The sequence below is a fragment of the Polaromonas sp. Polasp52 genome (genome assembly GCF_059491565.1).
In genome coordinates, this window is sequence record NZ_CP168513.1 from 2,723,372 (window position 1) to 2,747,035 (window position 23,664).

The 23,664-nt window shown below is 65.7% G+C and carries 21 protein-coding genes; 10 read left to right on the forward strand and 11 right to left on the reverse strand.

Annotated elements, in window-relative coordinates; all coding sequences use genetic code 11:
• Nucleotides 1–159: 159 nt before the first annotated feature.
• The gene (locus ACEN9P_RS12735) at nucleotides 160–1,578 is read left to right on the forward strand and encodes a MipA/OmpV family protein (RefSeq protein WP_495619448.1); all 1,419 of its coding nucleotides are present in this window, start codon (nucleotides 160–162) and stop codon (nucleotides 1,576–1,578) included.
• Here ACEN9P_RS12735 and mnmA read toward each other — a convergent pair.
• Nucleotides 1,557–2,795, reverse strand: coding sequence for a tRNA 2-thiouridine(34) synthase MnmA (mnmA, locus tag ACEN9P_RS12740; protein ID WP_495619449.1), 1,239 nt, complete (start codon nucleotides 2,793–2,795; stop codon nucleotides 1,557–1,559). The genes ACEN9P_RS12735 and mnmA overlap by 22 nt on opposite strands.
• 207 nt (nucleotides 2,796–3,002) lie before the next feature.
• On the opposite strand from mnmA, the gene ACEN9P_RS12745 reads away from it, so the two are divergent.
• Nucleotides 3,003–4,604, forward strand: a complete 1,602-nt coding sequence (locus ACEN9P_RS12745; protein WP_495619450.1) for an OpgD/OpgG family glucan biosynthesis protein — start codon at nucleotides 3,003–3,005, stop codon at nucleotides 4,602–4,604.
• On the opposite strand, the gene ACEN9P_RS12750 is transcribed toward ACEN9P_RS12745, so the two are convergent.
• Nucleotides 4,598–5,122, reverse strand: coding sequence for an NUDIX hydrolase (locus ACEN9P_RS12750; RefSeq protein ID WP_495619451.1), 525 nt, complete (start codon nucleotides 5,120–5,122; stop codon nucleotides 4,598–4,600). The two genes, ACEN9P_RS12745 and ACEN9P_RS12750, sit on opposite strands and share 7 nt — an antisense overlap.
• Complete coding sequence (locus tag ACEN9P_RS12755) at nucleotides 5,119–6,144, reverse strand: LysR family transcriptional regulator (protein ID WP_495619452.1); 1,026 nt, start codon at nucleotides 6,142–6,144, stop codon at nucleotides 5,119–5,121. The genes ACEN9P_RS12750 and ACEN9P_RS12755 overlap by 4 nt, the downstream gene beginning before the upstream one ends.
• 162 nt (nucleotides 6,145–6,306) lie before the next feature.
• Between ACEN9P_RS12755 and ACEN9P_RS12760 the strand changes: the two genes are divergently transcribed.
• From ACEN9P_RS12760 to ACEN9P_RS12790, 7 genes are all read left to right on the forward strand, one after another.
• Nucleotides 6,307–7,839, forward strand: coding sequence for a CoA-acylating methylmalonate-semialdehyde dehydrogenase (locus ACEN9P_RS12760; protein ID WP_495619453.1), 1,533 nt, complete (start codon nucleotides 6,307–6,309; stop codon nucleotides 7,837–7,839).
• A gap of 236 nt (nucleotides 7,840–8,075) precedes the next feature.
• Nucleotides 8,076–9,191 (forward strand): Re/Si-specific NAD(P)(+) transhydrogenase subunit alpha, encoded by a 1,116-nt coding sequence (locus ACEN9P_RS12765; RefSeq protein WP_477662902.1) that lies wholly within the window; start codon nucleotides 8,076–8,078, stop codon nucleotides 9,189–9,191.
• On the forward strand, nucleotides 9,188–9,898 hold the full coding sequence (locus ACEN9P_RS12770; protein ID WP_495619454.1) for a hypothetical protein: 711 nt from the start codon (nucleotides 9,188–9,190) through the stop codon (nucleotides 9,896–9,898). Before ACEN9P_RS12765 ends, ACEN9P_RS12770 begins: the two co-directional genes overlap by 4 nt.
• 6 nt (nucleotides 9,899–9,904) lie before the next feature.
• Nucleotides 9,905–10,231 carry an NAD(P) transhydrogenase subunit alpha part 2 gene (locus ACEN9P_RS12775; protein ID WP_074580127.1) on the forward strand — a complete coding sequence of 109 codons (327 nt, stop codon included), beginning with the start codon at nucleotides 9,905–9,907 and terminating at the stop codon, nucleotides 10,229–10,231.
• Nucleotides 10,228–11,652, forward strand: coding sequence for an NAD(P)(+) transhydrogenase (Re/Si-specific) subunit beta (locus tag ACEN9P_RS12780; protein WP_495619455.1), 1,425 nt, complete (start codon nucleotides 10,228–10,230; stop codon nucleotides 11,650–11,652). The genes ACEN9P_RS12775 and ACEN9P_RS12780 overlap by 4 nt, the downstream gene beginning before the upstream one ends.
• A 164-nt stretch (nucleotides 11,653–11,816) precedes the next feature.
• On the forward strand, nucleotides 11,817–13,505 hold the full coding sequence (locus ACEN9P_RS12785; protein WP_477662899.1) for a long-chain-fatty-acid--CoA ligase: 1,689 nt from the start codon (nucleotides 11,817–11,819) through the stop codon (nucleotides 13,503–13,505).
• A gap of 96 nt (nucleotides 13,506–13,601) precedes the next feature.
• Complete coding sequence (locus ACEN9P_RS12790) at nucleotides 13,602–14,363, forward strand: 5'-methylthioadenosine/adenosylhomocysteine nucleosidase (protein ID WP_477662898.1); 762 nt, start codon at nucleotides 13,602–13,604, stop codon at nucleotides 14,361–14,363.
• Nucleotides 14,364–14,379: 16 nt separating this feature from the next.
• Here the strand turns inward: ACEN9P_RS12790 and ACEN9P_RS12795 are convergent, their stop codons facing one another.
• Nucleotides 14,380–15,210, reverse strand: coding sequence for a YecA/YgfB family protein (locus ACEN9P_RS12795; RefSeq protein ID WP_495619456.1), 831 nt, complete (start codon nucleotides 15,208–15,210; stop codon nucleotides 14,380–14,382).
• Nucleotides 15,211–15,305: 95 nt separating this feature from the next.
• Between ACEN9P_RS12795 and ACEN9P_RS12800 the strand changes: the two genes are divergently transcribed.
• A complete protein-coding gene (locus tag ACEN9P_RS12800) occupies nucleotides 15,306–17,033 on the forward strand; it encodes an FMN-binding glutamate synthase family protein (RefSeq protein WP_495619457.1) in 1,728 nt (575 codons plus the stop codon).
• A gap of 15 nt (nucleotides 17,034–17,048) precedes the next feature.
• Here ACEN9P_RS12800 and ACEN9P_RS12805 read toward each other — a convergent pair whose 3' ends face one another.
• From ACEN9P_RS12805 to ACEN9P_RS12835, 7 genes are all read right to left on the reverse strand, one after another.
• Nucleotides 17,049–17,474 (reverse strand): putative toxin-antitoxin system toxin component, PIN family, encoded by a 426-nt coding sequence (locus ACEN9P_RS12805; RefSeq protein ID WP_495619458.1) that lies wholly within the window; start codon nucleotides 17,472–17,474, stop codon nucleotides 17,049–17,051.
• Nucleotides 17,471–18,886, reverse strand: coding sequence for a THUMP domain-containing class I SAM-dependent RNA methyltransferase (locus ACEN9P_RS12810; RefSeq protein ID WP_495619459.1), 1,416 nt, complete (start codon nucleotides 18,884–18,886; stop codon nucleotides 17,471–17,473). Before ACEN9P_RS12810 ends, ACEN9P_RS12805 begins: the two co-directional genes overlap by 4 nt.
• Nucleotides 18,887–18,926: 40 nt before the next feature.
• Nucleotides 18,927–20,465, reverse strand: a complete 1,539-nt coding sequence (locus ACEN9P_RS12815) for an RNA polymerase factor sigma-54 (protein ID WP_495619460.1) — start codon at nucleotides 20,463–20,465, stop codon at nucleotides 18,927–18,929.
• Nucleotides 20,466–20,600: 135 nt separating this feature from the next.
• Nucleotides 20,601–21,383, reverse strand: coding sequence for an LPS export ABC transporter ATP-binding protein (lptB, locus tag ACEN9P_RS12820; RefSeq protein WP_007872691.1), 783 nt, complete (start codon nucleotides 21,381–21,383; stop codon nucleotides 20,601–20,603).
• A gap of 15 nt (nucleotides 21,384–21,398) precedes the next feature.
• Nucleotides 21,399–22,028, reverse strand: a complete 630-nt coding sequence (gene lptA / locus ACEN9P_RS12825; RefSeq protein WP_495619461.1) for a lipopolysaccharide transport periplasmic protein LptA — start codon at nucleotides 22,026–22,028, stop codon at nucleotides 21,399–21,401.
• A 159-nt stretch (nucleotides 22,029–22,187) separates the two neighbouring features.
• Complete coding sequence (locus tag ACEN9P_RS12830) at nucleotides 22,188–22,847, reverse strand: thiol:disulfide interchange protein DsbA/DsbL (protein ID WP_495619462.1); 660 nt, start codon at nucleotides 22,845–22,847, stop codon at nucleotides 22,188–22,190.
• Nucleotides 22,848–22,974: 127 nt separating this feature from the next.
• On the reverse strand, nucleotides 22,975–23,610 hold the full coding sequence (locus ACEN9P_RS12835) for an SPOR domain-containing protein (protein ID WP_495619463.1): 636 nt from the start codon (nucleotides 23,608–23,610) through the stop codon (nucleotides 22,975–22,977).
• Nucleotides 23,611–23,664 lie beyond the last annotated feature (54 nt).

Here is a 23,664-nt window from a genome sequence, read left to right on the forward strand (position 1 = left end):
CGGCGTGTGAGGGTAAAGCCCCGCATGAAGACATCGGCCTATCCGATCTGTGCCTGTTTTCTTACAAATCGGCCGGGGGAAATGCATTGTTCGTGGATAGCATCGAGGGTGTTTGCCACGCCTGCCCGGGCACGGCCGGCATCCAACACCTTTAAAAAAATGATGAACCGTCTCCCTTTGCTCTCTTTGCCGCGCGGCATCCTGCGCGGTTTCGCCCTTGCGCTGGGCGGGCTGTGCGCGGCCGCGACTGCCCTGGCCGGCGGCAACGTCGAGCCGATTACCGACATTCTCCCGGCCACGGGCAGCGCCGGGCTTGGCATGGTGATGCGCGTCGAGCGCTCGCCCTACAAGGACGCGGGCAGCCGCTACGACCTGCTGCCGCTCTACCTTTACGAAGGCGAGCGGCTGTTCCTGCATGCCAACCGCGGCGGCGTGAAGCTGCTCAACGGCGACGAGCGGCGGCTGGACCTTTTTGTGGAGCAGCGCCTGGAAGGCTTTCCCACCGAGCGCCTGCCGGCCAGCCTGGCCGGCATGTCGGCACGCGATTCCGCCATCGACCTGGGCCTGGCCTACCGCTGGCGCCAGCCCTGGGGCACGCTGCAAGCCGAGCTGGTGCACGACATCGGCAACACCTACAAGGGCAATGAATTTCGCCTGGGCTACACCTATGACTGGCGCTCCGGCCCCTGGATGCTGCGCCCCAGCCTGACGGTGGCGTTTCGCGATGCCAAGCTCAACAACTATTACTACGGGGTGCAGGCCGGCGAGGCCACGGCCAGCCGTCCCGCCTATGCACCGGGCGCGGGTGTGCAGACTTCCCTGGGGCTTTACGGTTCTTACGACCTGACGGAGCGCTGGCGCCTGCTGGCCGGCGTGTCGGCGACCTTCCTGGGCAACAAGGTCAAGGACAGCCCCATCGTGCAAAAAAGCGTGCTGCCCGCGGTGTATGTGGGCGCGGCCTACGACTTCGGCGGCCACAAGCGCGAATGGGCCGAGAACGACACGCCCACCTACTTCAAGGTGCTGTACGGCAAGTCCACCGAGGACGGCTGCCACCTGGCCAAAATCATCACGGCGCAGTGCCTGTCGACGGCCAAGACCAATGCCACCAGCATCACCGGCATCCAGGTCGGCAAGCCTTTCCTCAACAACATGAACGGCTGGCCGCTGGACTTCATCGGCTATGTGGGCCTGACGCAGCACAACGAGCGCGGCCTGCAGGCCAACGGCGTGCAGCTCGATCTGTTCATGAAGGCCGTGTACTCGGGCTTCCCCTGGAGCGGCCGCGTGAAGACCCGGCTGGGCCTGGGCGTGGGGGTGTCGATGGCGCAACGCGCCCCTTACATCGAGTCTTCCAGCCTGGCGGCCAACGGCAAGCCGGCCTCGCGCATGCTCAACTTCCTGGACCCGACCCTGGACGTGAGCCTGGGTGATTTGATCGGCTACCGGCCGCTCAAGGAAACCTATATCGGCTTCGGCGTGTCGCACCGCTCGGGCATTTTTGGCTCGTCGCGCCTGCTGGGCAACGTCAACGGCGGCTCCAACTACATCTACACCTACGTCGAAACGGCGCTGTGACGCGCCGCGCCAGCGTGGGGCGGCGTGGCCGCGGGCTGGTTCTGCACATTGCTGGCGGTGATCACGCCGCCGCCCAGGCAGACCTCGCCCTGGTAAAGCACGGCCGACTGCCCGGGCGTGACCGCCCACTGCGCATCGGCAAAGGCCAGCTCGCAGCTGTCGCTGGAGACCTGGCGCAGCTCGCAGGCCGCGTCGGCCTGCCGGTAGCGCGCCTTGGCGGCCATGGCGCCGGGCGCGGGCGCATGGCCGGCCACCCAGCTGCAGTCCTGCGCCGTCAGCACCGTCGATTGCAGCCAGGGATGATCATGGCCCTGCACCACCCACAGCGTGTTCGTCTCGAGGTCCTTGCGCGCCACAAACCAGGGTTCGTGCTCGCCCACGCCGCGCAGCCCGCGCGCCTGCGCGGCCTTGAGGTCGGCGCCCCTGGCTTTGACGCCGCCTATGCCCAGGCCCTGGCGCTGGCCCAGCGTGTAGAAGGACAGTCCCACATGTTCGCCGAGCACGCGGCCCTTGTCGTTTTTGATCTGGCCGGGCGCCTTGGCGATGTAGCGGTTCAGGAAATCGCGGAAGGGGCGCTCGCCGATAAAGCAGATGCCGGTCGAGTCTTTTTTCTTCGCATTGGGCAGGCCGATCTCGTCGGCGATGCGGCGAACCTCGGTCTTGTGCAGCTCGCCCACCGGGAACAGTGTCTTTGACAGCTGCGCCTGGTTCAGGCGGTGCAGGAAATAGCTCTGGTCCTTGGCCGGGTCCAGGCCCTTGAGCAGTTCGTGCAGGCCGGTGGCTTCATTCCTGCGGACTCTCGCATAGTGGCCGGTGGCGATTTTTTCGGCACCCAGGCGCATGGCGTGGTCCAGGAAGGCCTTGAACTTGATCTCGGCGTTGCACAGGATGTCGGGGTTGGGCGTGCGGCCGGCCTGGTATTCGCGCAGGAATTCGGCGAACACGCGGTCCTTGTAGTCGGCCGCGAAATTGACGTGTTCTATTTCTATGCCGATGACGTCGGCCACCGCGGCGGCGTCGACAAAATCGATGTTGGACGAGCAATACTCGCTGTCGTCGTCATCTTCCCAGTTCTTCATGAAGATGCCTATGACCTCGTGGCCCTGCTGTTTGAGCAGGTGCGCCGTCACCGCGGAGTCCACCCCGCCGCTCAGGCCGACGACGATGCGTTGCCGCTTGCCGCCGTGGCTGTGTGTGTTGATTTGCGGGTTGCCCATGGCCCCATTGTAAAAAGGCGAAGGCTTTTGCGCCGGCTTCGGGCCTTACGGCCCTGCCGGCCCTACGGCTGTAGGCCAAAGGCGGGCGCCCGCCAGGGGAAAATCACCGGGTTTGCTGAGCCATTCGGACTAATGTCGAGGGCCGCGGCGCGTCGCCGCGCATGTTTCCAGCACAATGGAAAGCCCTTTCTTGCAGGAGCTGCCACTTTGCAAAGACGTCAATTTCTTTCCCGCACCGGCCGGGCCGCCGCGGCTGCCGGCATGGCCGCCGGGCTGCCATGGCTTTTGTCGCTGGCCCAGGCCGCGGGCCTCAAACCCGTGGGCAAGGCCCAGGCCTTCGACTACGCGGCGCTCAAGGGCCAGGCGCGCGACCTGGCCGCCAAACCCTACCGGAGCCGGGCCGTGGCCTTGCCGTCCGGTATTGCGGACCTGAACTGGGACCAGCACCAGGCCATCCGCTTTCGGGACGACCATGCCTTGTGGGGCGATGACAAGCTGCGGTTTGTGGCCAAATTTTTCCACCTCGGCCTGTATTTCAAGACGCCGGTGCGCATGCACGAAGTGAGCAACGGCCAAGCCCAGGAACTGGCCTATGACCCGGCCATGTTCGACTACGGGAAAAGCGGCGTGCGGGGCGAGCAACTGCCCGCCGACCTCGGTTTTGCCGGCTTTCGCCTCAATTTCCACACCGACCCGGTGCGTGACGTGGCGGCCTTCCTGGGCGCCAGCTACTTTCGCGCGGTGGGCGGCGAATGGCAGTACGGCCAGTCGGCACGGGGCCTGGCCGTCGACACGGCGCAAACCTTCCCGGAGGAGTTTCCGGATTTCATCGGCTACTGGCTCGAAAAACCGGACCCAAACGCGGCCTCACTGACCGTCTACGCCCTGCTGGACTCGCCGAGCGTCAGCGGCGCCTACCGCTTTGTGATCACGCCGGGCGACACGCAGATCATGGACCTGGACGTGGCGCTGTACCCGCGCAAGACCATAGACCGCCTGGGCATCGCGCCGTGCACCAGCATGTTCCAGACCGGCGAAAACGACAGGCGCATGGGCTGGGACTGGCGCGGCGAAATCCACGACACCGACGGCCTGGCCATGCACAGCGGCACGGGCGAATGGCTGTGGCGCCCCTTGACCAACCCGGCGCAACTGCAGTTCAACGCCTTCCAGGACGACAACCCGCGCGGTTTCGGCCTGATGCAGCGCGACCGGAACTTTGACCACTACCAGGACGACGGCGTGTTCTACGAAAAGCGCCCCAGCCTGTGGGTCGAGCCCAAGGCGGGCTGGGGCGCGGGCGCGGTGCAGCTGGTGGAGATCCCGACCGTGGACGAAACCTTTGACAACATCGTGGCCTTCTGGAACCCCAAGGACAAGCCGCAGGCGGGGCAGGAACTGCTGTTTTCCTACAGGCTGCACTGGGGCGGCCAGCCGCCCGCCGCGCAAGGGCCGCTGGCGCGCTGCGTGGCCACACGCACCGGCCTGGGCGGCGTGGTCGGGCAAAAGCGCACCGCCTACTCACGGCGCTTTGCGGTTGATTTTGCGGGCGGCGACCTTGCCCTGCTGAAAGCCGGGGCCCCGGTCAAGGCCGTGATCACCGCCTCGCGCGGCACGCTTGAATTGACCTCGGCCCGGCCGCTGGACGCCATCAAGGGCTGGCGCGCCATGTTCGACCTGCGCCCCGAGGGCGAGAGCACGGCACCCATCAACCTGCGCATGCATTTGCAGGTCGACGGCCAGCCCTTGACGGAAACCTGGCTGTACCAGTGGGCGCCGCCGCCCGTGGCGCAGCGGATTTTTTACTGAGTCCCGCCCTGGCCCAGGGGTGCATGCACGCTGGCATCCGTGGTCACCAGCTCCAGCGGGTAGCGTTTGCCGGCCAGGTAGTCTTCCAGGCAGGTCAGCAGCAGGGGGCTGCGGTGCATGGGCACGCTGGCCCGGATCTCGTCGGCCGTCAGCCAGACGGTGCGCACAATGCCTTCGTCCAGCGCCTGGCCGGGCACGTGCTCGCCGAGCTCGCCGCAAAACGCGAAGCGCAAATAGGTGATGTCCAGCGGCTGGTCCTGGCCGGGCACGGCGCGCTCGAAGCGCGACAGGTAGACGCCGACGATGGCCGTCGGCTTGAAGTGCCAGGCGGCCTCCTCCAGCGTTTCGCGGGCGCAAGCCTGAACCGGGCTTTCGCCTGGGTCCAGGTGGCCGGCGGGGTTGTTGAGCTTGAGGCCGTCCCGGGTCTCCTCCTCCACCAGCAGGAACCTGGGGACGCCGTCGATTATTTTTTCTATGACCGCAGCGACCGTGACGCTGGGCTTCCATCGATTGTTCATGCTTTGATTATCCGTGGCGCGCGTGACAGTGCTTCCGGGTGTTTTTCCTCGCCAGCTTGTCGCTGTGCCGGCGCCGGCTGCACGGCGCCGAAGCCGCGGGCAAAACTCTCGCGCAGGTGCTCGACAAAGCACTGCACGGCCTTGGGCACCTGGGCCGACCAGGGCCTCAGGGCATAGATACGCTCGCCGAAGAAGCCCTGCACCTGCCAGTCGGGCAGCACATGGACCAGGGGCGCCTGCTGGCCGACACCCGGGGGCACGCTGAAGTCCGGCAGCAGCCCTATGCCCAGGCCGGCCACCAGCGCTTCGCGCAGCACCTCGCTGTTGTTGGCCTTGAGCGTGCCGCTGATGCTGACGCCGACCTGCTCGCGTGACTTGCGTTTGCCGTTGCGCATAAAGGTCCAGCTGGCCGTGTTGTGGTTGCCCAGGTAGAGCAGGCAGTCGTGGCCCGCGAGTTCCGCGGGCTGGGTGGGCACGCCGCGCCGCGCCAGGTAATCGGGGCTGGCCAGCAGGATGGAGCGCGTTTCGCACAGCACCCAGGCCACATGGGTGTCGGGCGGCGTGTTGGTGTGGCGTATCGCCAGGTCGAAGCCCTCGTTGGCCAGGTTCACGAAGCGGTCGGTCAGCTCGAGCTCAATGTGGATTTCGGGAAAGCGCTTGAGGAAGGCCGCCACGCAGGGCGCCAGGTGCTGGCGCCCCAGTGCCACCGGCGCCGTCACGCGTATCAGCCCGCGCGGCGTGCCCACCAGGTCTTTCACGGCCGAATAGCTTTCGCTGATGCGGGCAAAGGCCGGCTGCATGCCGTTGACCAGCTGCTGGCCGGCTTCGGTCAGGCCCACCGAGCGTGTGGTGCGCCGCACCAACATCACGCCGGCGGCGCGCTCCAACTCGCTGATGCGCATGCTGGCCGAAGCCTTGGAGACGCCCAGGCGGCGCGCCGTCTCGGTGAAGCTGCGGGTGGCCGCCAGCACCGTCAGCAGGTGCAGGTCGGCCACAAGAGGGGAGAGCTGGTCGGAAGACATGGTGCGGGCGCCGGGTCGCCCCAGTCCTTGATTGTTCAGGAATATGAACAATGTAATCACAAATGAGGGAGTTATCAATCCGGCCCTGCAGGCCTAGACTGCCAGCAGGCCGCCCCTTTCGGGCTCCCGCCGGCCGCCAGGCCACCTCCAGAGGATTTCCCCATGTCTTTATCACCCGCCGCCGCTCCCCAGGCCACCATTGGCCACTACCTCAACGGCCGCGTCGCCGCACCGACCTCGGGCCGCAGCCAGGAGGTCTTCAACCCCGCGACCGGCGCGGTGTCGGGCCACGTCGCGCTGGCCAGCACGGCCGAGGGCGACGCCGCCGTGGCGTCCGCGCAGGCGGCCTTCCCGGCCTGGGCCGACACGCCGCCGCTGCGCCGCGCGCGCGTGCTGTTCAAGTTCCTGGAGCTGCTCAACCAGAACAAGGACAAGCTGGCCCACATGATCACCGCCGAGCACGGCAAGGTCTTCACCGATGCGCAGGGCGAGGTTTCGCGCGGCATCGATATCGTGGAATTCGCCTGCGGCATCCCGCAACTGCTCAAGGGCGATTTCACCGACCAGGTCAGCACCGGCATCGACAACTGGACGCTGCGCCAGCCCCTGGGCGTGGTGGCCGGCATCACGCCTTTCAACTTCCCGGTGATGGTGCCAATGTGGATGTTCCCGGTGGCGATTGCCGCCGGCAACTGTTTTGTGCTCAAGCCCAGCCCCATAGACCCCAGCCCCAGCCTGTTCATGGCCGACCTGCTCAAGCAGGCGGGCCTGCCCGACGGCGTCTTCAACGTGGTACAGGGCGACAAGGAGGCGGTCGACGCGCTGCTGGTGCACCCGGACGTCAAGGCCGTGTCTTTTGTCGGCTCCACGCCGATTGCCAACTACATCTATGAAACCGGCGCCCGCCACGGCAAGCGCGTGCAGGCCCTGGGCGGCGCGAAGAACCACATGGTGGTCATGCCCGACGCCGACCTCGAGCAGGCAGTGGACGCGCTGGTAGGCGCGGGCTACGGCTCGGCCGGCGAGCGCTGCATGGCGATCTCGGTGGCGGTGCTGGTCGGCAATGTGGCCGACAAGCTGGTGCCCATGCTGGAGGCGCGCGCCAAAACGCTGGTGGTCAAGAACGGCGTGGAGCTCGACGCTGAGATGGGCCCCATCGTCACCGCGGCCGCGCACCAGCGCATCACCGGCTATATAGACACCGGCGTGAAGGAAGGCGCAAAGCTGCTGGTCGACGGCCGCGGCTTCAAGGGCGCGCAGGCCGGCGCCGGCTGCGACAAGGGCTTCTGGATGGGCGGCACGCTGTTCGACCACGTCACGCCCGGCATGCGCATCTACAAGGAAGAGATCTTCGGCCCGGTGCTGGGCTGCGTGCGCGTGAAGGATTTCGCCGAGGCGGTGGAGCTTATCAACGCCCATGAGTTCGGCAATGGTGTGAGCTGCTTTACCCGCGACGGCCATGTGGCGCGCGAATTCAGCCGCCGCATCCAGGTCGGCATGGTCGGCATCAATGTGCCCATTCCCGTGCCCATGGCCTGGCACGGCTTCGGCGGCTGGAAAAAGAGCCTCTTTGGCGATATGCACGCCTATGGCGAAGAGGGCGTGCGCTTTTACACCAAGCAGAAATCCATCATGCAGCGCTGGCCCGAAAGCATTGGCAAAGGTGCCGAATTCGTGATGCCAACGGCCAAGTAGTCCAAGGCAAGACAGGCTGAGAAAGCCCCGTCGGCCGCATGGCGGCTGGCGGGGCTTTTTTTTCGGGCGCCCCCCGGTCACGCAAAAACTATAGACTGCCCTGACAAAAAATCGCAAAAATCTCATGTAAGCTTCATGACAGGTACAAATACAGACACGCAGAAGACAGATCACGCACAAGCCCATCCACGGGCTGATGTCCACCAAGCCCATACCAACGTACTGAGGAGAGACCCATGCTGATTGGGGTACCCGCCGAAATCACGGCCGGAGAAACACGCGTCGCTATCACGCCCGAGACGGCCAAAAAACTCAAGGCCCAGGGGCACACCGTCCGTGTGCAGTCGGGCGCCGGCGTCGCCGCCAGCGTTCCCGACGAGGCCTACACGGCCGTCGGCGCCGAGATCACCGATGCGGCGGGCGCCTACGGCGCCGACATCGTGCTCAAGGTGCGCTGCCCGCTGGACAGCGAAATGGGCTTGGCCAAAGCCGGCGGCGTGCTGGTCGGCATGCTCAATCCTTTCGATGCGGCCGGCCTGCAGCGCCTGGCCGCCGGCAAGCTGACCGCCTTTGCCCTTGAAGCCGCGCCGCGCACCAGCCGCGCGCAAAGCATGGACGTGCTGTCCTCGCAGGCCAATATCGCCGGCTACAAGGCCGTGATGATGGCCGCCGACCGCTACCAGCGCTTTTTCCCCATGCTGATGACGGCGGCCGGCACGGTCAAGGCCGCGCGCGTGGTGATCCTGGGCGTCGGCGTTGCCGGCCTGCAGGCCATCGCCACGGCCAAGCGCCTGGGCGCGGTGATTGAGGCCAGCGACGTGCGCCCCAGCGTGAAGGAGCAGGTCGAATCGCTGGGCGGCAAGTTCATCGACGTGCCCTATGAAACCGACGAAGAGCGCGAAGCCGCCGTCGGCGTGGGCGGTTATGCCAAGCCCATGCCGCCCAGCTGGCTGGAGCGGCAAAAGGCCGAGGTCGCCAAACGCGTGGCGCAGGCCGACGTGGTCATCACCACGGCACTGATCCCGGGTCGCGCGGCACCGGTGCTGGTGACCGAAGAGATGGTCAAGGCCATGAAGCCCGGCAGCGTGATCGTCGACCTGGCCGCGCCGCAGGGCGGCAACTGCCCGCTGACCGAAGCCGGCAAGACCGTGGTCAAGCACGGTGTGACCTTGATCGGCGAAACCAATGTGCCGGCGCTGGTCGCGGCCGACGCCAGCGCGCTTTATGCGCGCAACCTGCTCGACTTCCTCAAGCTCATCATCACCAAAGAGGGTGAGCTCAAGGTCGACCTGGAAGACGACATCGTCGCGGCCTGCCTGATGACGCAGGGCGGCGAGGTGAAGAAAAAATGACCGGCAGGCTGCTTTCGCTGGTGATGCTGGCAGCCGCAATGGCTGCATTGCCTGCGCATGCCGAAACCGTCAAGGTGGGCAGGGCCAACATCGAGCTGCCGGAGGGAAACTGGAAAGCGCTGACGACCAGCGACGGACAAGACAAAGTGGACGGCAATGGCACGGGGGGTGCGCTGCCTACCGAAACCCGTTCGTTTGCCTTCATCTCGGGCGGCCGCGTGATGGCCATTCTTTATGTGGACTCGTCGAAGGGCGGGGGGCTGCGTGTCAACTGGGTCAATACCTGCACGAGCAACCAGAATGTCCATGCCCTGAACCTGACGAAAGATCCCAATGCGCTCGAATGCATCCGCGCGTCAATCCCTTTGAAGGCGGAGCTCTATCTCAAGCGTGCCATGCCCGAGGTGCTGAGTGCCATGGAAAACAGCGGCATGACCGTGCCGCCGGCCTTGCAAGCCATCGGCGTGACGGTAGGGAGCTCCGGCGGCACCAGCATGCACGTGAATCTGCTGGTGGTGCCGGGCTTTCTGGGTTTGCAGGGCGAAGAAGCTTCAAGCCTTCCGGCGTACCTGAAACCCGGCCAGTTTGTGTGGGCGCGCCAGCTGGCCGCGGCCGTCAAGGGCAGCGTCTACTCCATGAGCGGCAACATGGCCCTCCCACCCCTGGCCTTTGCCACTCCCCGTGTTACTTCATCAACCTCTCAATAGGCGATCATGGAAGCAGTTTCCCCCACCATCATCAACCTGATTATTTTTGTACTGGCCATCTACGTGGGCTACCACGTGGTGTGGACCGTCACGCCGGCGCTGCACACGCCGCTGATGGCGGTGACCAACGCGATCTCGGCCATCGTGATCGTGGGCGCCATGCTCGCAGCCGCGCTGACCGAAACGCCGCTGGGCAAAACCATGGGCGTGCTGGCCGTGGCGCTGGCGGCCGTCAATATCTTCGGCGGCTTTCTGGTGACGCGCCGCATGCTGGAGATGTTCCGCAAAAAAGAAAAGAAGGCCGCCGCGCCCGCTGAAGGAGCCGCCAAATGAGCATGAACCTCGTCACGCTGCTGTACCTGGTGGCCTCTGTTTGTTTTATTCAGGCGCTCAAGGGCCTGTCGCATCCCACCAGCTCGATACGCGGCAACCTGTTCGGCATGGTGGGCATGGCCATTGCCGCGCTGACCACGGCCGCGCTGATCGTCGAGATCTCGGGCGGCAAGGCTCTGGGCATGGGCTATGTCCTGCTGGGCCTGGTGGTCGGCGGGGGCTATGGCGCCTGGCGCGCCAAGACGGTCGAGATGACCAAGATGCCCGAGCTGGTGGCCTTCTTCCACAGCATGATCGGTCTGGCCGCGGTCTTTATCGCCGTGGCCGCCGTGGCTGAGCCCTATGCCTTTGGCATTGCGGCCAAGGGCAGCGCCATTCCCACCGGCAACCGCCTGGAGCTGTTCCTGGGTGCCGCCATTGGCGCCATCACCTTCAGCGGCTCGGTGATCGCCTTCGGCAAACTGTCGGGCACCTACAAATTCCGCCTGTTCCAGGGTGCGCCGGTGCAGTTCGCCGGCCAGCACAAGCTGAACCTGGTCCTGGGCCTGCTGACCATAGGCCTGGGGCTGGTGTTCATGTTCACGGGCAGCTGGCCCGCCTTTTTCGCGATGCTGGCGCTGAGCTTCGTGATGGGCGTGCTCATCATCATCCCTATCGGCGGCGCCGACATGCCGGTGGTGGTGTCCATGCTCAACAGCTACTCGGGCTGGGCCGCGGCCGGCATCGGTTTTTCGCTGAACAACTCCATGCTGATCATCGCCGGCTCGCTGGTCGGCTCCTCGGGTGCCATCCTCTCGTACATCATGTGCAAGGCGATGAACCGCTCCTTCTTCAACGTGATCCTGGGCGGCTTCGGCGGCGAGGCCGGCGCGGCCGCCGCGGGCGCCAAGGAGCAGCGGCCCGTCAAGTCGGGCTCGGCCGACGACGCCGCCTTCATCCTGAGCAATGCCGAAACCGTGATCATCGTGCCGGGCTACGGCCTGGCGGTGGCGCGCGCGCAGCATTCGGTCAAGGAACTGGCGCAAAAGCTCATCGACAAGGGCGTCAACGTCAAGTACGCCATCCACCCGGTGGCCGGCCGCATGCCGGGCCACATGAACGTGCTGCTGGCCGAGGCCGAAGTGCCCTACGACCAGGTGCATGAAATGGAAGACATCAACGCCGAGTTCGGCCAGGCCGACGTGGCCATCATCCTGGGCGCCAACGACGTGGTGAACCCCGCCGCGCACGTCAAGGGCAGCCCCATCTATGGCATGCCCATCCTGGAGGCCTACAAGGCCAAGACTGTCATCGTCAACAAGCGCTCCATGGCGGCCGGCTACGCGGGCCTGGACAACGAACTCTTCTACATGGACAAAACCATGATGGTGTTCGGCGATGCCAAAAAGGTGATCGAGGACATGGGCAAGGCCATCGAATAAGCGCGGACTGGGAGTTTGCCCGCGGCCGTGCGCCGCGGGACTATCCACTTTAGAGGGGCTTCCCTTCTGATTTCCCGGGTTTCCTAGGGAAAACGCAATAGCCACGAAGAGGGCAGGCCGTGAGAATCCATGGCTGTAAGCAAAACATAATGGAGAAGACAAGCATGAATGCAGCGACCATTGACCGCCCATGGCTCAAGGCCTACCCGCCGGGCGTTCCCACCGACATCGACGCGTCGCAGTACCCGTCGCTGGTGGCCTTGATGGAAGAAAGCTTCAAAAAGCACGGCAGCCGCGTCGCTTACAGCTTCATGGGCAAGGACGTCACCTTCGGCCAGACCGACAGCCTTTCGCTGGCCTTCGGTGCCTACCTGCAAAGCCTGGGCCTGACCAAGGGCGACCGCGTCGCCATCATGATGCCCAACGTGCCGCAATACCCCGTGGCTGTGGCGGCCATCCTGCGCGCAGGTTATGTGGTGGTCAACGTCAATCCGCTGTACACGCCGCGCGAACTCGAGCACCAGCTCAAGGATTCGGGTTCCAAGGCCATCGTCATCATCGAGAACTTCGCCAACACGCTGGAGCAGTGCATCGCCGCCACCCCGGTCAAGCACGTGGTGCTGTGCGCCATGGGCGACCAGCTGGGCATGCTCAAGGGCGCGCTGGTCAACTACGTGGTGCGCAACGTCAAGAAGATGGTGCCGGCTTTCAACCTGCCGGGCGCCGTGCGCTTCAATGACGCCGTGGCACAGGGCACGCGCCTGACGCTCAAGCGCCCCGACATCAAGCCCGACGACGTGGCCGTGCTGCAATACACCGGCGGCACCACCGGCGTGTCCAAGGGCGCGGTGCTGCTGCACCGCAATGTGATCGCCAACGTGCTGCAGTCCGAAGCCTGGAACGGCCCGGCCATGGCCAGCATGCAGGCCGGCAACCAGCCTACCTATGTCTGCGCGCTGCCGCTGTACCACATCTTCGCCTTCACCGTGAACATGATGCTGGGCATGCGCACCGGCGGCAAGAATATCCTGATCCCCAATCCGCGCGACCTGCCCGCGGTGCTCAAGGAACTCTCCAAGCACAAGGTCAACAGCTTCCCGGCCGTCAACACGCTGTTCAACGGCCTGGCCAACCACCCGGACTTCAATACGGTGGACTGGTCGCACCTGAAGATCTCGCTGGGCGGCGGCATGGCCGTGCAAAGCGCTGTCGCCAAACTGTGGCTCGAAAAAACCGGCTGCCCGATCTGCGAGGGCTACGGCCTGTCCGAGACCTCGCCCTCGGCCAGCTGCAACCCGACCAACAGCAAGGCCTTCACCGGCACCATAGGTGTGCCGATTCCCGGCACCTGGTTCAAGCTGCTCGACGATGACGGCAACGAAGTGCCGCAGGGCCAGCCCGGCGAGATCGCCATCAAGGGCCCGCAGGTCATGGCCGGCTACTGGCAGCGCCCCGACGAAACCGCCAAGGTCATGACGCCCGACGGCTACTTCAAGTCTGGCGACATTGGCGTGCTCGATGAAAACGGCTTCTTCAGGATCGTCGACCGCAAGAAGGACATGATCCTGGTGAGCGGCTTCAACGTCTACCCCAACGAGATCGAGGACGTGGTGGCCAAGCTGGCCGGCGTGATGGAATGCGCCTGCGTGGGCGTGGCCGACGACAAGTCCGGCGAAGCCGTCAAGCTGGTGATCGTCAAGAAAAACCCGGACCTCACCGAAGCCCAGGTGCGCGAATACTGCAAGACCAACCTGACCGGCTACAAGCAGCCCAAGGTGGTGGAGTTCCGCACCGAGCTGCCCAAGACACCGGTCGGCAAGATTCTGCGGCGCGAGCTGCGAGATAAAAAATAACTTATCGGTAAACAGTTTTAGAGCCTGCAAAGGTTTTCTAAGGGGCGGCGCAAGTCGCCCTTTTTTGCGTCCATGCTTTCTGGGCACAATCCCTTCATGCCGATTTCCTCCGCCGCCCCGATCGCCATCCTCAGCGCCCTGTTGCAGGAGCAGCAAGGCCTCATGGAGTTGCTGCACCAGCCGCACAAGGTCAGGCACGCCGGCCGCGACTTCTGGCTGGGCGACTTGCATGGTCGGCCGGTGGTGCTGGCCTTGTCGAAAATCGGCAAAGTGGCGGCGGCCACCACGGCAACCGCGCTGATCGAACGCTTTGGCGTGCGCCGCATGGTCTTCACCGGCGTGGCCGGCGGCCTGGGTGCCGGCGTGAATGTGGGCGACGTCGTGGTGGCCAGCGATTTTGTGCAGCACGACTTCGATGCCTCGCCACTGTTTCCGCGCTACGAGGTGCCGCTGTACGGCCGCAGCCGTTTTGAGGGCGACGCGGCGCTCACGGCACTGCTGTTCAGCGCGGCCTCGGCGGCGCTCGGTGATGGCGGCGCCAGCGCGGCCTTCCCGGGCGCGCGCGTGCACCAGGGGCTGATCGCCAGCGGCGACCGTTTTGTCTCAGGCGCCGGCGAGTCGCGAGGCCTGCATGCCGCGCTCACGGGCGCGGGCCATGAGGTGCTCGCGGTCGAGATGGAGGGTGCGGCTGTGGCGCAGGTGTGCCACGACTACGGTGTACCCTTTGCGGCCGTGCGCACCATCTCGGACCGCGCGGACGACAGCGCGCATGTGGATTTCCCGCGCTTTGTCGAGGAAGTGGCGAGCCGCTACGCGCATGCGATTGTGGAGAAGCTGCTGCTGTCGCTGGAGCCTTGACCGCAGCGGGGAAACCTCAGCCCGCGCCGTGGCACTTCTTGTATTTTTTCCCGCTGCCGCAGTGGCAGAGGTCATTGCGCCCCGGCGTGGCCTGGGCGCGCACCGTCTCCACTTTGGGCCCCAGCGTCTTCCACAGCTCGCGCAGGTCGTACACCGCCCAGATGGCCTCGCCAAAAGCATTGAGCCGGGCGATGCTGGTGCTGGGCGCGCCGTTTTCGCTCAGCGGTGAAACTTCGGGCGCGGCCGTGTCGTCCTCGGTCATGGCCACCACGGCCTGCAGCGCGCCGTCCAGCCATTTGGCGGCGTCCTTGTCGCGCGGCGCCATCCATTCGTCGGGCCAGCTTTCGACCGCGAACATAAAACCCAGCGCCCAGACCTGCGCAAATGCGGGAAGGTCCTCGCGCTTGAAGGCCGCGCGTTCCTCGGGCGCCATCTCGGCCACGGCGCCGCGTATGTCCATCACCTCGGGGTGGTAGCAGTTGTCGTCTTCCAGCGAATCGACTTCCGAATCCAGCGCGACGGCGACTTCCTGCCAGCGCCGGTTCCACAGCGTGAGGAAGCGCTCACGTTGGCCATCGTCCGCGAAGGAGCCGCCTTCCGGGTCCGGCGCCTCGCCCTCGGCGGGCACGGCCAGCAGCACGGGCAGGTATTCGTCGGCGGCGATAGGCCGGCGCGAGCAGATCACGGCGGCCATAAAACCTTCGCAAAACTCCCACTGCGGCGTCTCGTCGTAGCGGGTGCGCAAGTCGTCGAGGATGGCGTCGAGCGCGTCAAAGTCCTCGGCTTCAAGGAAAGCCGGCTCCGGCGCGGGCGTTGAGGGTATGGCGGATTTGGGGGTGGGCTTCATGAAAAACAGTCCTGAGCCTCACGCGAGGCTCTTATGATGCAAAGTGTATCTGCCGCATCGCGGTTATTCTGCCCCTCCCCCACGGAAGCGCCACCATGTTCCTCCAGCGTCTGGATGCCCGGTTCCCGGTTCGTTACTCCTTCATGGCCTTGTGCGCGCTGGGCGTGCTGCTGGCGCTGCTCAGCCTGGCGGTCTTCGGCGTGGGCCGGTTGACCCTGCTGGCCCTGCTGGCGTGTATCGCGCTGGTTGGCGTGGGGGTGCACGACTTGCGGCAAACCCGGCACGCGGTGTTGCGCAACTACCCGGTCATAGGCCATATGCGCTTTCTGTTCGAGTTCATACGGCCCGAGATGCGCCAGTACTTCATTGAAAGCGACAGCGAGGCCACGCCGTTTTCGCGTGCCCAGCGCTCGCTGGTCTACCAGCGCGCCAAGGGCGAGCCCGACAACCGGCCCTTCGGCACGCAGCTCGACGTGGGCGCGCAGGGTTATGAATGGGTCAATCATTCGATGTCGCCGACCAAACTGGCTTCGCACGACTTCCGCGTCTGGATAGGCGGCTCGCCCGAGCATCCCTCGCCCTCGGTCGAGCCCTGCACCCAGCCCTACCATGCCAGCGTCTTCAACATCTCGGCGCTGAGCTTCGGCTCGCTCTCGGCCAACGCCATCATGGCGCTCAACAAGGGTGCCAAGCTGGGCGGCTTCGCGCATGACACGGGGGAAGGCTCGATCTCGCAGCACCACCGGCTGCACGGCGGCGACCTGATCTGGGAAATCGGCTCGGGCTACTTCGGCTGCCGCAACGAGGACGGCAGCTTCAGCGAGGAGCGTTTCGCCGCCAATGCGCGCGACCCGCAGGTCAAGCTGGTCGAGATCAAGATGAGCCAGGGCGCCAAGCCCGGCCACGGCGGCATACTGCCCGGCCCCAAGGTCACCGCGGAGATCGCCGCCGCGCGCGGCGTGCCGCAAGGCAAGGACTGCATCTCGCCCTCCAGCCACAGCGCGTTTTCCACCCCGGTGGAAATGATGCATTTCATCGCCAGGCTGCGAAAGCTCTCGGGCGGCAAGCCGACCGGCTTCAAGTTTTGCATAGGCCACCCCTGGGAGTGGTTCGCCATCGTCAAGGCCATGCTGGAGACCGGCATCACGCCGGACTTCATCGTGGTGGACGGCGCCGAGGGCGGCACGGGCGCTGCGCCGGTGGAGTTCACCGACCATGTGGGCGCGCCGCTGCAGGAAGGCCTGCTGCTGGTGCACAACACGCTGATCGGCGTGAACCTGCGCAGCCGCATCTCCATAGGCGCGGCCGGCAAGGTCGTCAGCGCCTTCGACATGGTGCGGCTGATGGCGCTGGGCGCCGACTGGTGCAACGCAGGGCGCGGCTTCATGATGGCGCTGGGCTGCATCCAGGCGCAAAGCTGCCACACCGGCAAGTGCCCGACCGGCGTCACCACGCAGGACCCGGTGCGCCAGCAGGCCCTGGTGGTGCCCGACAAGGCCGAGCGCGTGCGCAACTTCCACCGCAGCACGCTGCATGCGCTGCAGGAGCTGGTGCAGGCCGCGGGCCTGTGCCACCCGCGAGAGGTCAACGCCCACCACATCGTGCGCCGCCTGACCGACACCGAGGTGCGCCTGCTCAGCAACCTCATCATGCGGGTGGAGCCCGGCGCACTGCTGGGTTCGCTGGAAAAACAGAACACCGTGTTCAGCTACTACTGGCCGCTGGCCAGCGCGCACAGCTTTCGCGCCAATGGCGCCGCCATGCAGGCGCCGGCCGGGCCGGACGGCGCTGCGGTTTCGGGCGCCAGCGTCGCGGCGGCCTGAACAGGCCTGCTGCCGCTAAGCCCGCAGGGCGCTCTGCGCCCTGACGCCGAGGCTGCCCAGCCGTTTGGCCATGGAGAGCACGGCTCTGTCCTTACTCAGCAGCGTCGCTTTCGCCGCCACCGCCAGGTCTATGAATTTCTGGTCGTCGGCATCGCTGCAGGTGACGCTTGCCTTGGGCGCCGCCTCCAGCAGCCGGGCGTGGCGGTCAAAGGCCGCGAGCACGTCGTCGGCGCTCAATTGGTAAAACGCCAGCCGCGGCGCGATCTGCGGGTAGGCCAGCACGCGCGCGAGTTCGTCGCGCATGGGCGCAGTGGCCAGCCAGTCGAGTTCGCCGGCTTGCAGCGCCTGCTTCAGCGGCTGCGCGGCCGCATCATTGAAGACAAACAGGTCGAGGACGATGTTGGTGTCCAGCACCACGGGCTGGCGCGCCAGCGCGGTCACGGCGCCGGCTCGCGCGCCGCGACCGTCGAGCCCGGCTTGCCGCGCGCGGAGCCGGCCACCATGTCGAAGCGAAACAGCCGGCATTCAATGGGGCCGTTCCACATGGGCACGCGGCGCGATTCCTTCAGGCGCATCTTGCCGGGCAGCTTGAGGTCGGGCGTCAGCACGTGGGCAGTCCAGCCCGCGTAATTTTTCTTCCAGTGCGCGGCCAGCTGCGGAAAGAAGTCGGCGGCTTCCTCGCCCCAGGCGTTCTGCGCCTGTTCGCGGCCCGGGTTGGCTGAGCGGTCGCGCGAGGTCTCGAAAGCGGGCTCTTCACGCGTGTCGCCGCTGTCGGGCCCCAAGGGCTGGCCGAACTCGTCAATCGGCTGGTTGCGGTGGTCGTGCTGCACGCGCCCTTCGGCATGTCCTTGCTGGCGGCGCTGGTCGCGGCCCTGCACGCCGGTGATGCCGGCCACACCGGCAACGTCGATGCGCTCGCCATAAGGCGGGTTCACCAGCATCACGCCCGAAGGCGCGGGCGGCATGCGCTGCAGCGCGTCGCCGCCGCGGAATTCCACCGCATTGGCCACGCCGGCACGTTCGGCATTGCGCTCGGCGAAGTCGACCATGCGGAAAGAGACGTCACTGCCGAACACCGGTGCCGTGGGCTCGGTGATGGCGGCTTCGGCCTGGTCCAGCAGGCCGTCCCACACATGGCCCTGGAAGGGCAGATACTTCTGGAAAGCAAAGCGCCGGTTGATGCCGGGCGCGATGTTGCAGGCGATCTGCGCGGCCTCGATGGCAATGGTGCCCGAGCCGCAGCAGGGGTCGTAAAGCGGCACGCCGGTTTTGCACAGCTGGTCCCAGCCGCTGGCGGCGATCATCGCGGCGGCCAGGGTTTCCTTCAGCGGCGCGTCGCCCTTGTCCTCGCGCCAGCCGCGCTTGAAGAGGGGCTCGCCCGAGGTGTCGATGTAAATCGTGACGGTGTCCGTCGTCAGGTGCACATAGACACGCACGTCGGGCCAGCGCGTGTCGACGCTGGGCCGTACGTCGTCGAATTTGGCGCGAAAACGGTCGGCGATCGCGTCCTTGATCTTCAGCGCCGCGAAGTTCAGGCTGGTCAGCGGGCTGTGCTGGGCGGTGATCTCGACCTTGAAGGTCTGTTTGGGCGTGAACCAGATCTCCCAGGCCACGTTGGCGGCGGCGTTGTAGAGGTCCTGCTCGCCGCGGTACTGGTTGTGCTGCAGCTCGATGAGCACGCGCTGCGCCAGGCGGCTGTGCAGGTTGAGCTGCAGCGCATCGCGCCAGGAAGCCTGCAATTGCACGCCGGCGCGCCAGGCCTTGCCCTGGATGCCGATGATGCGCTGCACCTCGGCGGCCAGCAGGGCTTCGACGCCCGCGGCGCAGGGTAAAAAGAGTTGAAGTTGGTTCATGACTGACTTTGAGGGACGGGGCAGCGCTGCCTGACCGCGGCTAGAGTGATTTGCGTAAATTAGCCGGCGCGATGCGCAGCGCTTCGCGGTACTTGGCCACGGTGCGGCGCGCACATTCAATGCCCTGCTCCTTGAGCATTTCGGAAATCTGGTTGTCGCTGAGCGGTTTTTTCGCGCTTTCGGAGGAGACGAACTGCTTGATCAGCGCGCGCACCGCCGTGCTCGAGGCGTTGCCGCCGGTTTCGGTGCCCAGCGCGGAGCCGAAGAAATACTTCAGTTCAAAGGTGCCGAACGGCGTGCCCATGTACTTGGCGGTGGTCACGCGTGAAATCGTGGATTCGTGCAGGCCCAGTTCGTCGGCGATTTCGCGCAGTACCAGCGGGCGCATCGCGAGTTCGCCGTGCGTGAAGAAACTCTTTTGCCGCTCGACGATGGCGCTGCTCACGCGCAGTATGGTGTCAAAGCGCTGCTGGATGTTCTTGATGAACCAGCGCGCCTCCTGCAGGCGTTGCTGCAGCGCCTGGCCGTCCTGGCCCTTGTGCTGCTTGAGGGCATTGGCGTAGATGTCGTGCACGCGCAGGCGCGGCATCACGTCGCCGTTGAGCGTGACCTTGAAGCCCCGGCCCGACTTCACGACGATGACGTCGGGCACGATCAGGTTGCGTTCCACGTTGACGAAGCGGCGCCCGGGTTTGGGGTCCAGCCGGCCTATCACGGCGATCGCGCCCTTGATGGCCGCCTCGGTGAACCCGCACAGGTAGGACAGGCGCTTCACGTCGCGTTTGGCCAGCAGCTCCATGGGGTGCTTGCACACGGCGATGGCGGCGCGGGTCTCCTCGCAGTCCTTGCAGTCGAGCAGCTGCAGGCTCAGGCATTCGGCCAGGTTGCGCGCGCCCACGCCGGCCGGCTCCATGTGGTGCAGCAGCTTGAGCGCCATGGCAAAACGCTGCTCGAGGTCCTCGGCCTGTTCCAGGTCGCCGCCGGCCAGGCCGGCCGCGAGCGAGGCCAGGCTGTCTTCGAGGTAACCGTCGTCATTGAGCGACTCGATCAGGAAATGCAGGGCCGCGCGGTCTTCCTCTGAGAGGCGCAGGCCCAGCGACTGGCGGTGCAAATGGTCTTGCAGCGACTCATGGCCGCCCGTGAGGTCCGAGGCCTCGGCCTCGCTTTCCTCGTTGTTGTTCTTGCGCGCAGGCGCATCGCTGCCCCATTCGCTGTCGTCGGGCGTGGTCTCCACCGTGCCGTCGCCTTCCCAGCTTTCCTCGAGCTTGGGTTCCGCGCTGACCTCGGCTTCGCCGGCCGCTGAAAGGCCCGCGTCTTCCGCGCCGCCGCCGGCCGTTGCATCGGCGGCCGATTCAAACTCGCGGCTGTCCTGGCTGACCGGCGTGTTGACATGCTCCAGGCCGAACTCCTCGCGCACCGCGGTTTCGTCCGACACCTCGAGAAACGGGTTTTCGTCGAGCATCTGCTCGACTTCCTGGCTCAGCTCGAGCGTGGACAGCTGCAGCAGGCGTATCGACTGCTGCAGCTGGGGCGTCAGCGCAAGATGCTGCGAGACGCGGAGCGAGAGGCCCTGCTTCATGTCAAGGAGCTTTGAAGGAAGCGCAGAAAAAGTGCGAGCGGGGGCCGCGGATCTGGCTTTGCCAGGCCGCAGGCGCCGCCCCCTCGAGGGGGGAGGGAGCTACACGAAGTGAGCGACAAAGGGGGGGAGCCATCTTTACATTTTGAAGTGCTCGCCCAGATAGACGCGGCGCACATCGGCGTTGTTCACGATTTCGGACGGCGTGCCCTGGGCCAGCACGTGGCCGTCGCTGATGATGTAGGCATGGTCGCAGATGCCCAGCGTTTCGCGCACATTGTGGTCGGTGATCAGCACGCCGATGCCGCGCGACTTCAGGAAGCCGATGATGCGCTGGATCTCGATCACGGCGATCGGGTCTATGCCGGCGAAGGGTTCGTCAAGCAGGATGAAGCGCGGCTGGGTCGCCAGGGCGCGGGCGATCTCGACGCGGCGGCGTTCACCGCCCGACAGCGCCGGCGCCGGCGAATTGCGCAAATGGTCCACCCGCAGGTCCTGCAGCAGGGCATCGAGCCGCGACTCGATGTCGGCGCGGCCCAACGGCTTGCCGTTCGCGTCCAGCTGCAGTTCAAGCACGGCGCGCACGTTTTCTTCCACCGTGAGCTTGCGGAAAATCGAGGCTTCCTGCGGCAGGTAGCTCAGGCCCAGGCGGGCGCGCAGGTGAATCGGCATGTGCTCGACCGACTGGCCGTCGATGGAAATCTCGCCGGCGTCGGCGCGCACCAGGCCCACGATCATGTAGAAGGAGGTCGTCTTGCCGGCGCCGTTGGGCCCCAGCAGGCCCACGACCTCGCCTTTTTGCACGGCCACCGAAACGTCCTGCACGACCTTGCGGCTGCCGTAGGATTTTTGCAGCCCCTGCGCCACCAGGCGGCTGGGGGTTGCGGCCTTGGCCGCCGAAGTGTCAGTCACCACATCCATCTGTGCAGGTTCTTTCTATTTCTTTTCACTGCCCAGCGTGGTGCTGGGGCGCAAGGCAGCGGGCGGGGCTGCGGGGGCGGGCGCGGCGCCCGGGGCCGATGCGGCGGCGCGGGGCGACAGCATGGCGCGTATGCGCCCGCTCGGGTTGGCGGCGGTGCTGTTCTGCGCGCCGCCGTCCACGGTGAAGACGTCGGTGTTGTTGTCGTAGACGATCACGGCGCCCGTGGTTTCATCCACCAGGGTGGCGCCGTTGTAGCGGCGCACCACGGCGCGCTTGATGAATTTGACCAGGTCGGCGCGGCTGTCGTATTCGATGCGCTCGCCCTCGCCTTCGATGTATTCGTCGACGCCGTCGCGTTTCTTGCGGTAGAAGGCCAGCTTGCCGGGCGCCGCGATGGCGATCGCCTGCTGGTAGCCCTCGGGGTCCTGGCTCACGTCGACCCGCGCGCCGCGCACGATGGTCGTGCCCTTGGTGATCACCACGTTGCCGGTGAACACGCTGGTTTGCTTCAGGTCGTCATAACGCAGGGCATCGGCCTCCGCGTTCATGGGCTTGTCCCGGTCGGCTTTTTCGGCCCAGGCCGGAAACGCCGCCCCCAGCGCCAAAGCGGCCGGCAGGACGAGGAAATAAAGGGGGTGTTTCATAAGGCACGAATCTTGCTGCTTTGGGTTGGGCCATTGTAGCCATGCAAGCTGTGGGAATGGCTTGCACGGGTGAATATTAGGGGCATAAAAAAACCCGCCTGGAACGAGGCGGGTTTTTCGGCGTGGGCCGCTGCGGCCCTGGACGGATGCCTTACGGCCTTACTTTTTGGTGCGCGACTGCGCGATCAGGTAATCGGTGACCTGCAGCGCGCGGACCATGCTTTGGGCCAGGGTGGCCGAGGTGTAGTAACGCCCCGCAATGCCCAGCGCCGGCACGCCGTCGACCTTGTAGATGTCCTGCAGCTGCGTGGCCTTGCGGGCCTTGGTGGTGACGGTGAAGGAGTTGTACATCTCGATGAACTTGGCCTTGTCCAGGCCTTGCTTTTCGGCCCAGGCGGCGATGGAGTCGGCGGTGTTGAGCGCGAACTTTTCCACGTGGATCGCGTAAAACACCTTTTTGTGGAGTTCCTCGACCTTGCCCATGGCCTCGAGCACATAAAAAAGGCGCTGCTGGGGCTCGAAATCGGGGCGGAAGGCGACCGGCACGCGCCGCACCGTCACATCCTTGGGCGCCTGCTTCATCCAGGCCTCGAGCGTCGGCTCAAAGGCATTGCAATGCGGGCAGCTGTACCAGAAGAACTCCACCACCTCGACCTGGCCCGCGGGGACCTCGGTGGGCGCCGGCTTGTCCAGCGTCACATAGTCGGCGCCGTCCTTGGGGGCCTTGGCCTGGGCTTGCGCCAGCGTGGGAAGGGCGATGCCGCTCAGGCTGGCGACGGCCGCCGAGGCGGCTGAAAACGAAAACTCACGGCGTTGCATCAGATTCTTCTCCTGGTATGACAGAAAGGGTGGGTAAGCCGCCCCTGCGGACGGCGGCCTCGTATTGCGGGGCACAGGGGTTTGTACACCGGCCCCGTGAAAAGTTCAGCTTATCCGCAACAGGGGGTCAGCGCTGCACGCGGACCAGGGCCGTTTCAATGGAATTGTTGTCCAGCCGCTCCTTGGCCTTGTCGGCGTCTTCCTTTTTGTCGAAAGGCCCGAGGCGCACGCGGTACACGGTACGGCCGGCCTGCTCGCGCTCGGTGACCTTGGCCTGCATGCCCAGCAGCAGCAGCTTGGCGCGCTGCTGTTCGGCGTCTTCAGGCGTGCGGAAGGCGCCGGCCTGGATGAAGTAGCTGAAAGGATCCACGCTGGGGCCGGACGACAGGCCTTCGACCTTGGCCTTGGCCAGGTCGCCCAGCGGGTCGGCCGCGGGGGCGGGCTTGGCGGCGGCGGTTTTGGCAGGCGCCGAGGCGGCGGCCTTGGGTGCGGCGGGGTCGGGAACGGCAACACCGCTCACTTCAGGGGTGGCCGCGGCCGGCGGCGGCTTGGGCTGGTTCTTGCCGGCCAGTGGCGCGTTCGGGTTCCAGTCCTTGTTCTTCTTGGCTTCCGCGGCATCGCTGTCGGGATTGCGCGCCTGGCTCTTGTTCATGAAAGGCACGGGCACCTTGGTGATATAGACCGCCACGGCCAGCGCGGCGCCCAGGCCTATCAGCGCGCCAATGATCAAACCCAGCAGCGTCCCGCCTCGTTGTGTATTCATACCCTTGCCCACGTTCATTGCCTTGTCCTGAAAATCCGGGTGCTACCGGCGTTC

Coding starts and splice junctions, on each gene's coding strand:
- ACEN9P_RS12810 (WP_495619459.1), bottom strand. CDS start 18,886: ATGAACCAACTTCAACTCTTTTTACCCTGCGCCGCGGGCGTCGAAGCC.
- lptA (WP_495619461.1), bottom strand. CDS start 22,028: ATGAAACACCCCCTTTATTTCCTCGTCCTGCCGGCCGCTTTGGCGCTG.
- ACEN9P_RS12800 (WP_495619457.1), top strand. CDS start 15,306: ATGTTCCTCCAGCGTCTGGATGCCCGGTTCCCGGTTCGTTACTCCTTC.
- ACEN9P_RS12775 (WP_074580127.1), top strand. CDS start 9,905: ATGGAAGCAGTTTCCCCCACCATCATCAACCTGATTATTTTTGTACTG.
- ACEN9P_RS12790 (WP_477662898.1), top strand. CDS start 13,602: ATGCCGATTTCCTCCGCCGCCCCGATCGCCATCCTCAGCGCCCTGTTG.
- ACEN9P_RS12735 (WP_495619448.1), top strand. CDS start 160: ATGATGAACCGTCTCCCTTTGCTCTCTTTGCCGCGCGGCATCCTGCGC.
- ACEN9P_RS12815 (WP_495619460.1), bottom strand. CDS start 20,465: ATGAAGCAGGGCCTCTCGCTCCGCGTCTCGCAGCATCTTGCGCTGACG.
- ACEN9P_RS12765 (WP_477662902.1), top strand. CDS start 8,076: ATGCTGATTGGGGTACCCGCCGAAATCACGGCCGGAGAAACACGCGTC.
- ACEN9P_RS12770 (WP_495619454.1), top strand. CDS start 9,188: ATGACCGGCAGGCTGCTTTCGCTGGTGATGCTGGCAGCCGCAATGGCT.
- ACEN9P_RS12835 (WP_495619463.1), bottom strand. CDS start 23,610: ATGAATACACAACGAGGCGGGACGCTGCTGGGTTTGATCATTGGCGCG.
- ACEN9P_RS12785 (WP_477662899.1), top strand. CDS start 11,817: ATGAATGCAGCGACCATTGACCGCCCATGGCTCAAGGCCTACCCGCCG.
- ACEN9P_RS12795 (WP_495619456.1), bottom strand. CDS start 15,210: ATGAAGCCCACCCCCAAATCCGCCATACCCTCAACGCCCGCGCCGGAG.
- ACEN9P_RS12780 (WP_495619455.1), top strand. CDS start 10,228: ATGAGCATGAACCTCGTCACGCTGCTGTACCTGGTGGCCTCTGTTTGT.
- ACEN9P_RS12830 (WP_495619462.1), bottom strand. CDS start 22,847: ATGCAACGCCGTGAGTTTTCGTTTTCAGCCGCCTCGGCGGCCGTCGCC.
- lptB (WP_007872691.1), bottom strand. CDS start 21,383: ATGGATGTGGTGACTGACACTTCGGCGGCCAAGGCCGCAACCCCCAGC.
- ACEN9P_RS12750 (WP_495619451.1), bottom strand. CDS start 5,122: ATGAACAATCGATGGAAGCCCAGCGTCACGGTCGCTGCGGTCATAGAA.
- ACEN9P_RS12760 (WP_495619453.1), top strand. CDS start 6,307: ATGTCTTTATCACCCGCCGCCGCTCCCCAGGCCACCATTGGCCACTAC.
- ACEN9P_RS12755 (WP_495619452.1), bottom strand. CDS start 6,144: ATGTCTTCCGACCAGCTCTCCCCTCTTGTGGCCGACCTGCACCTGCTG.
- mnmA (WP_495619449.1), bottom strand. CDS start 2,795: ATGGGCAACCCGCAAATCAACACACACAGCCACGGCGGCAAGCGGCAA.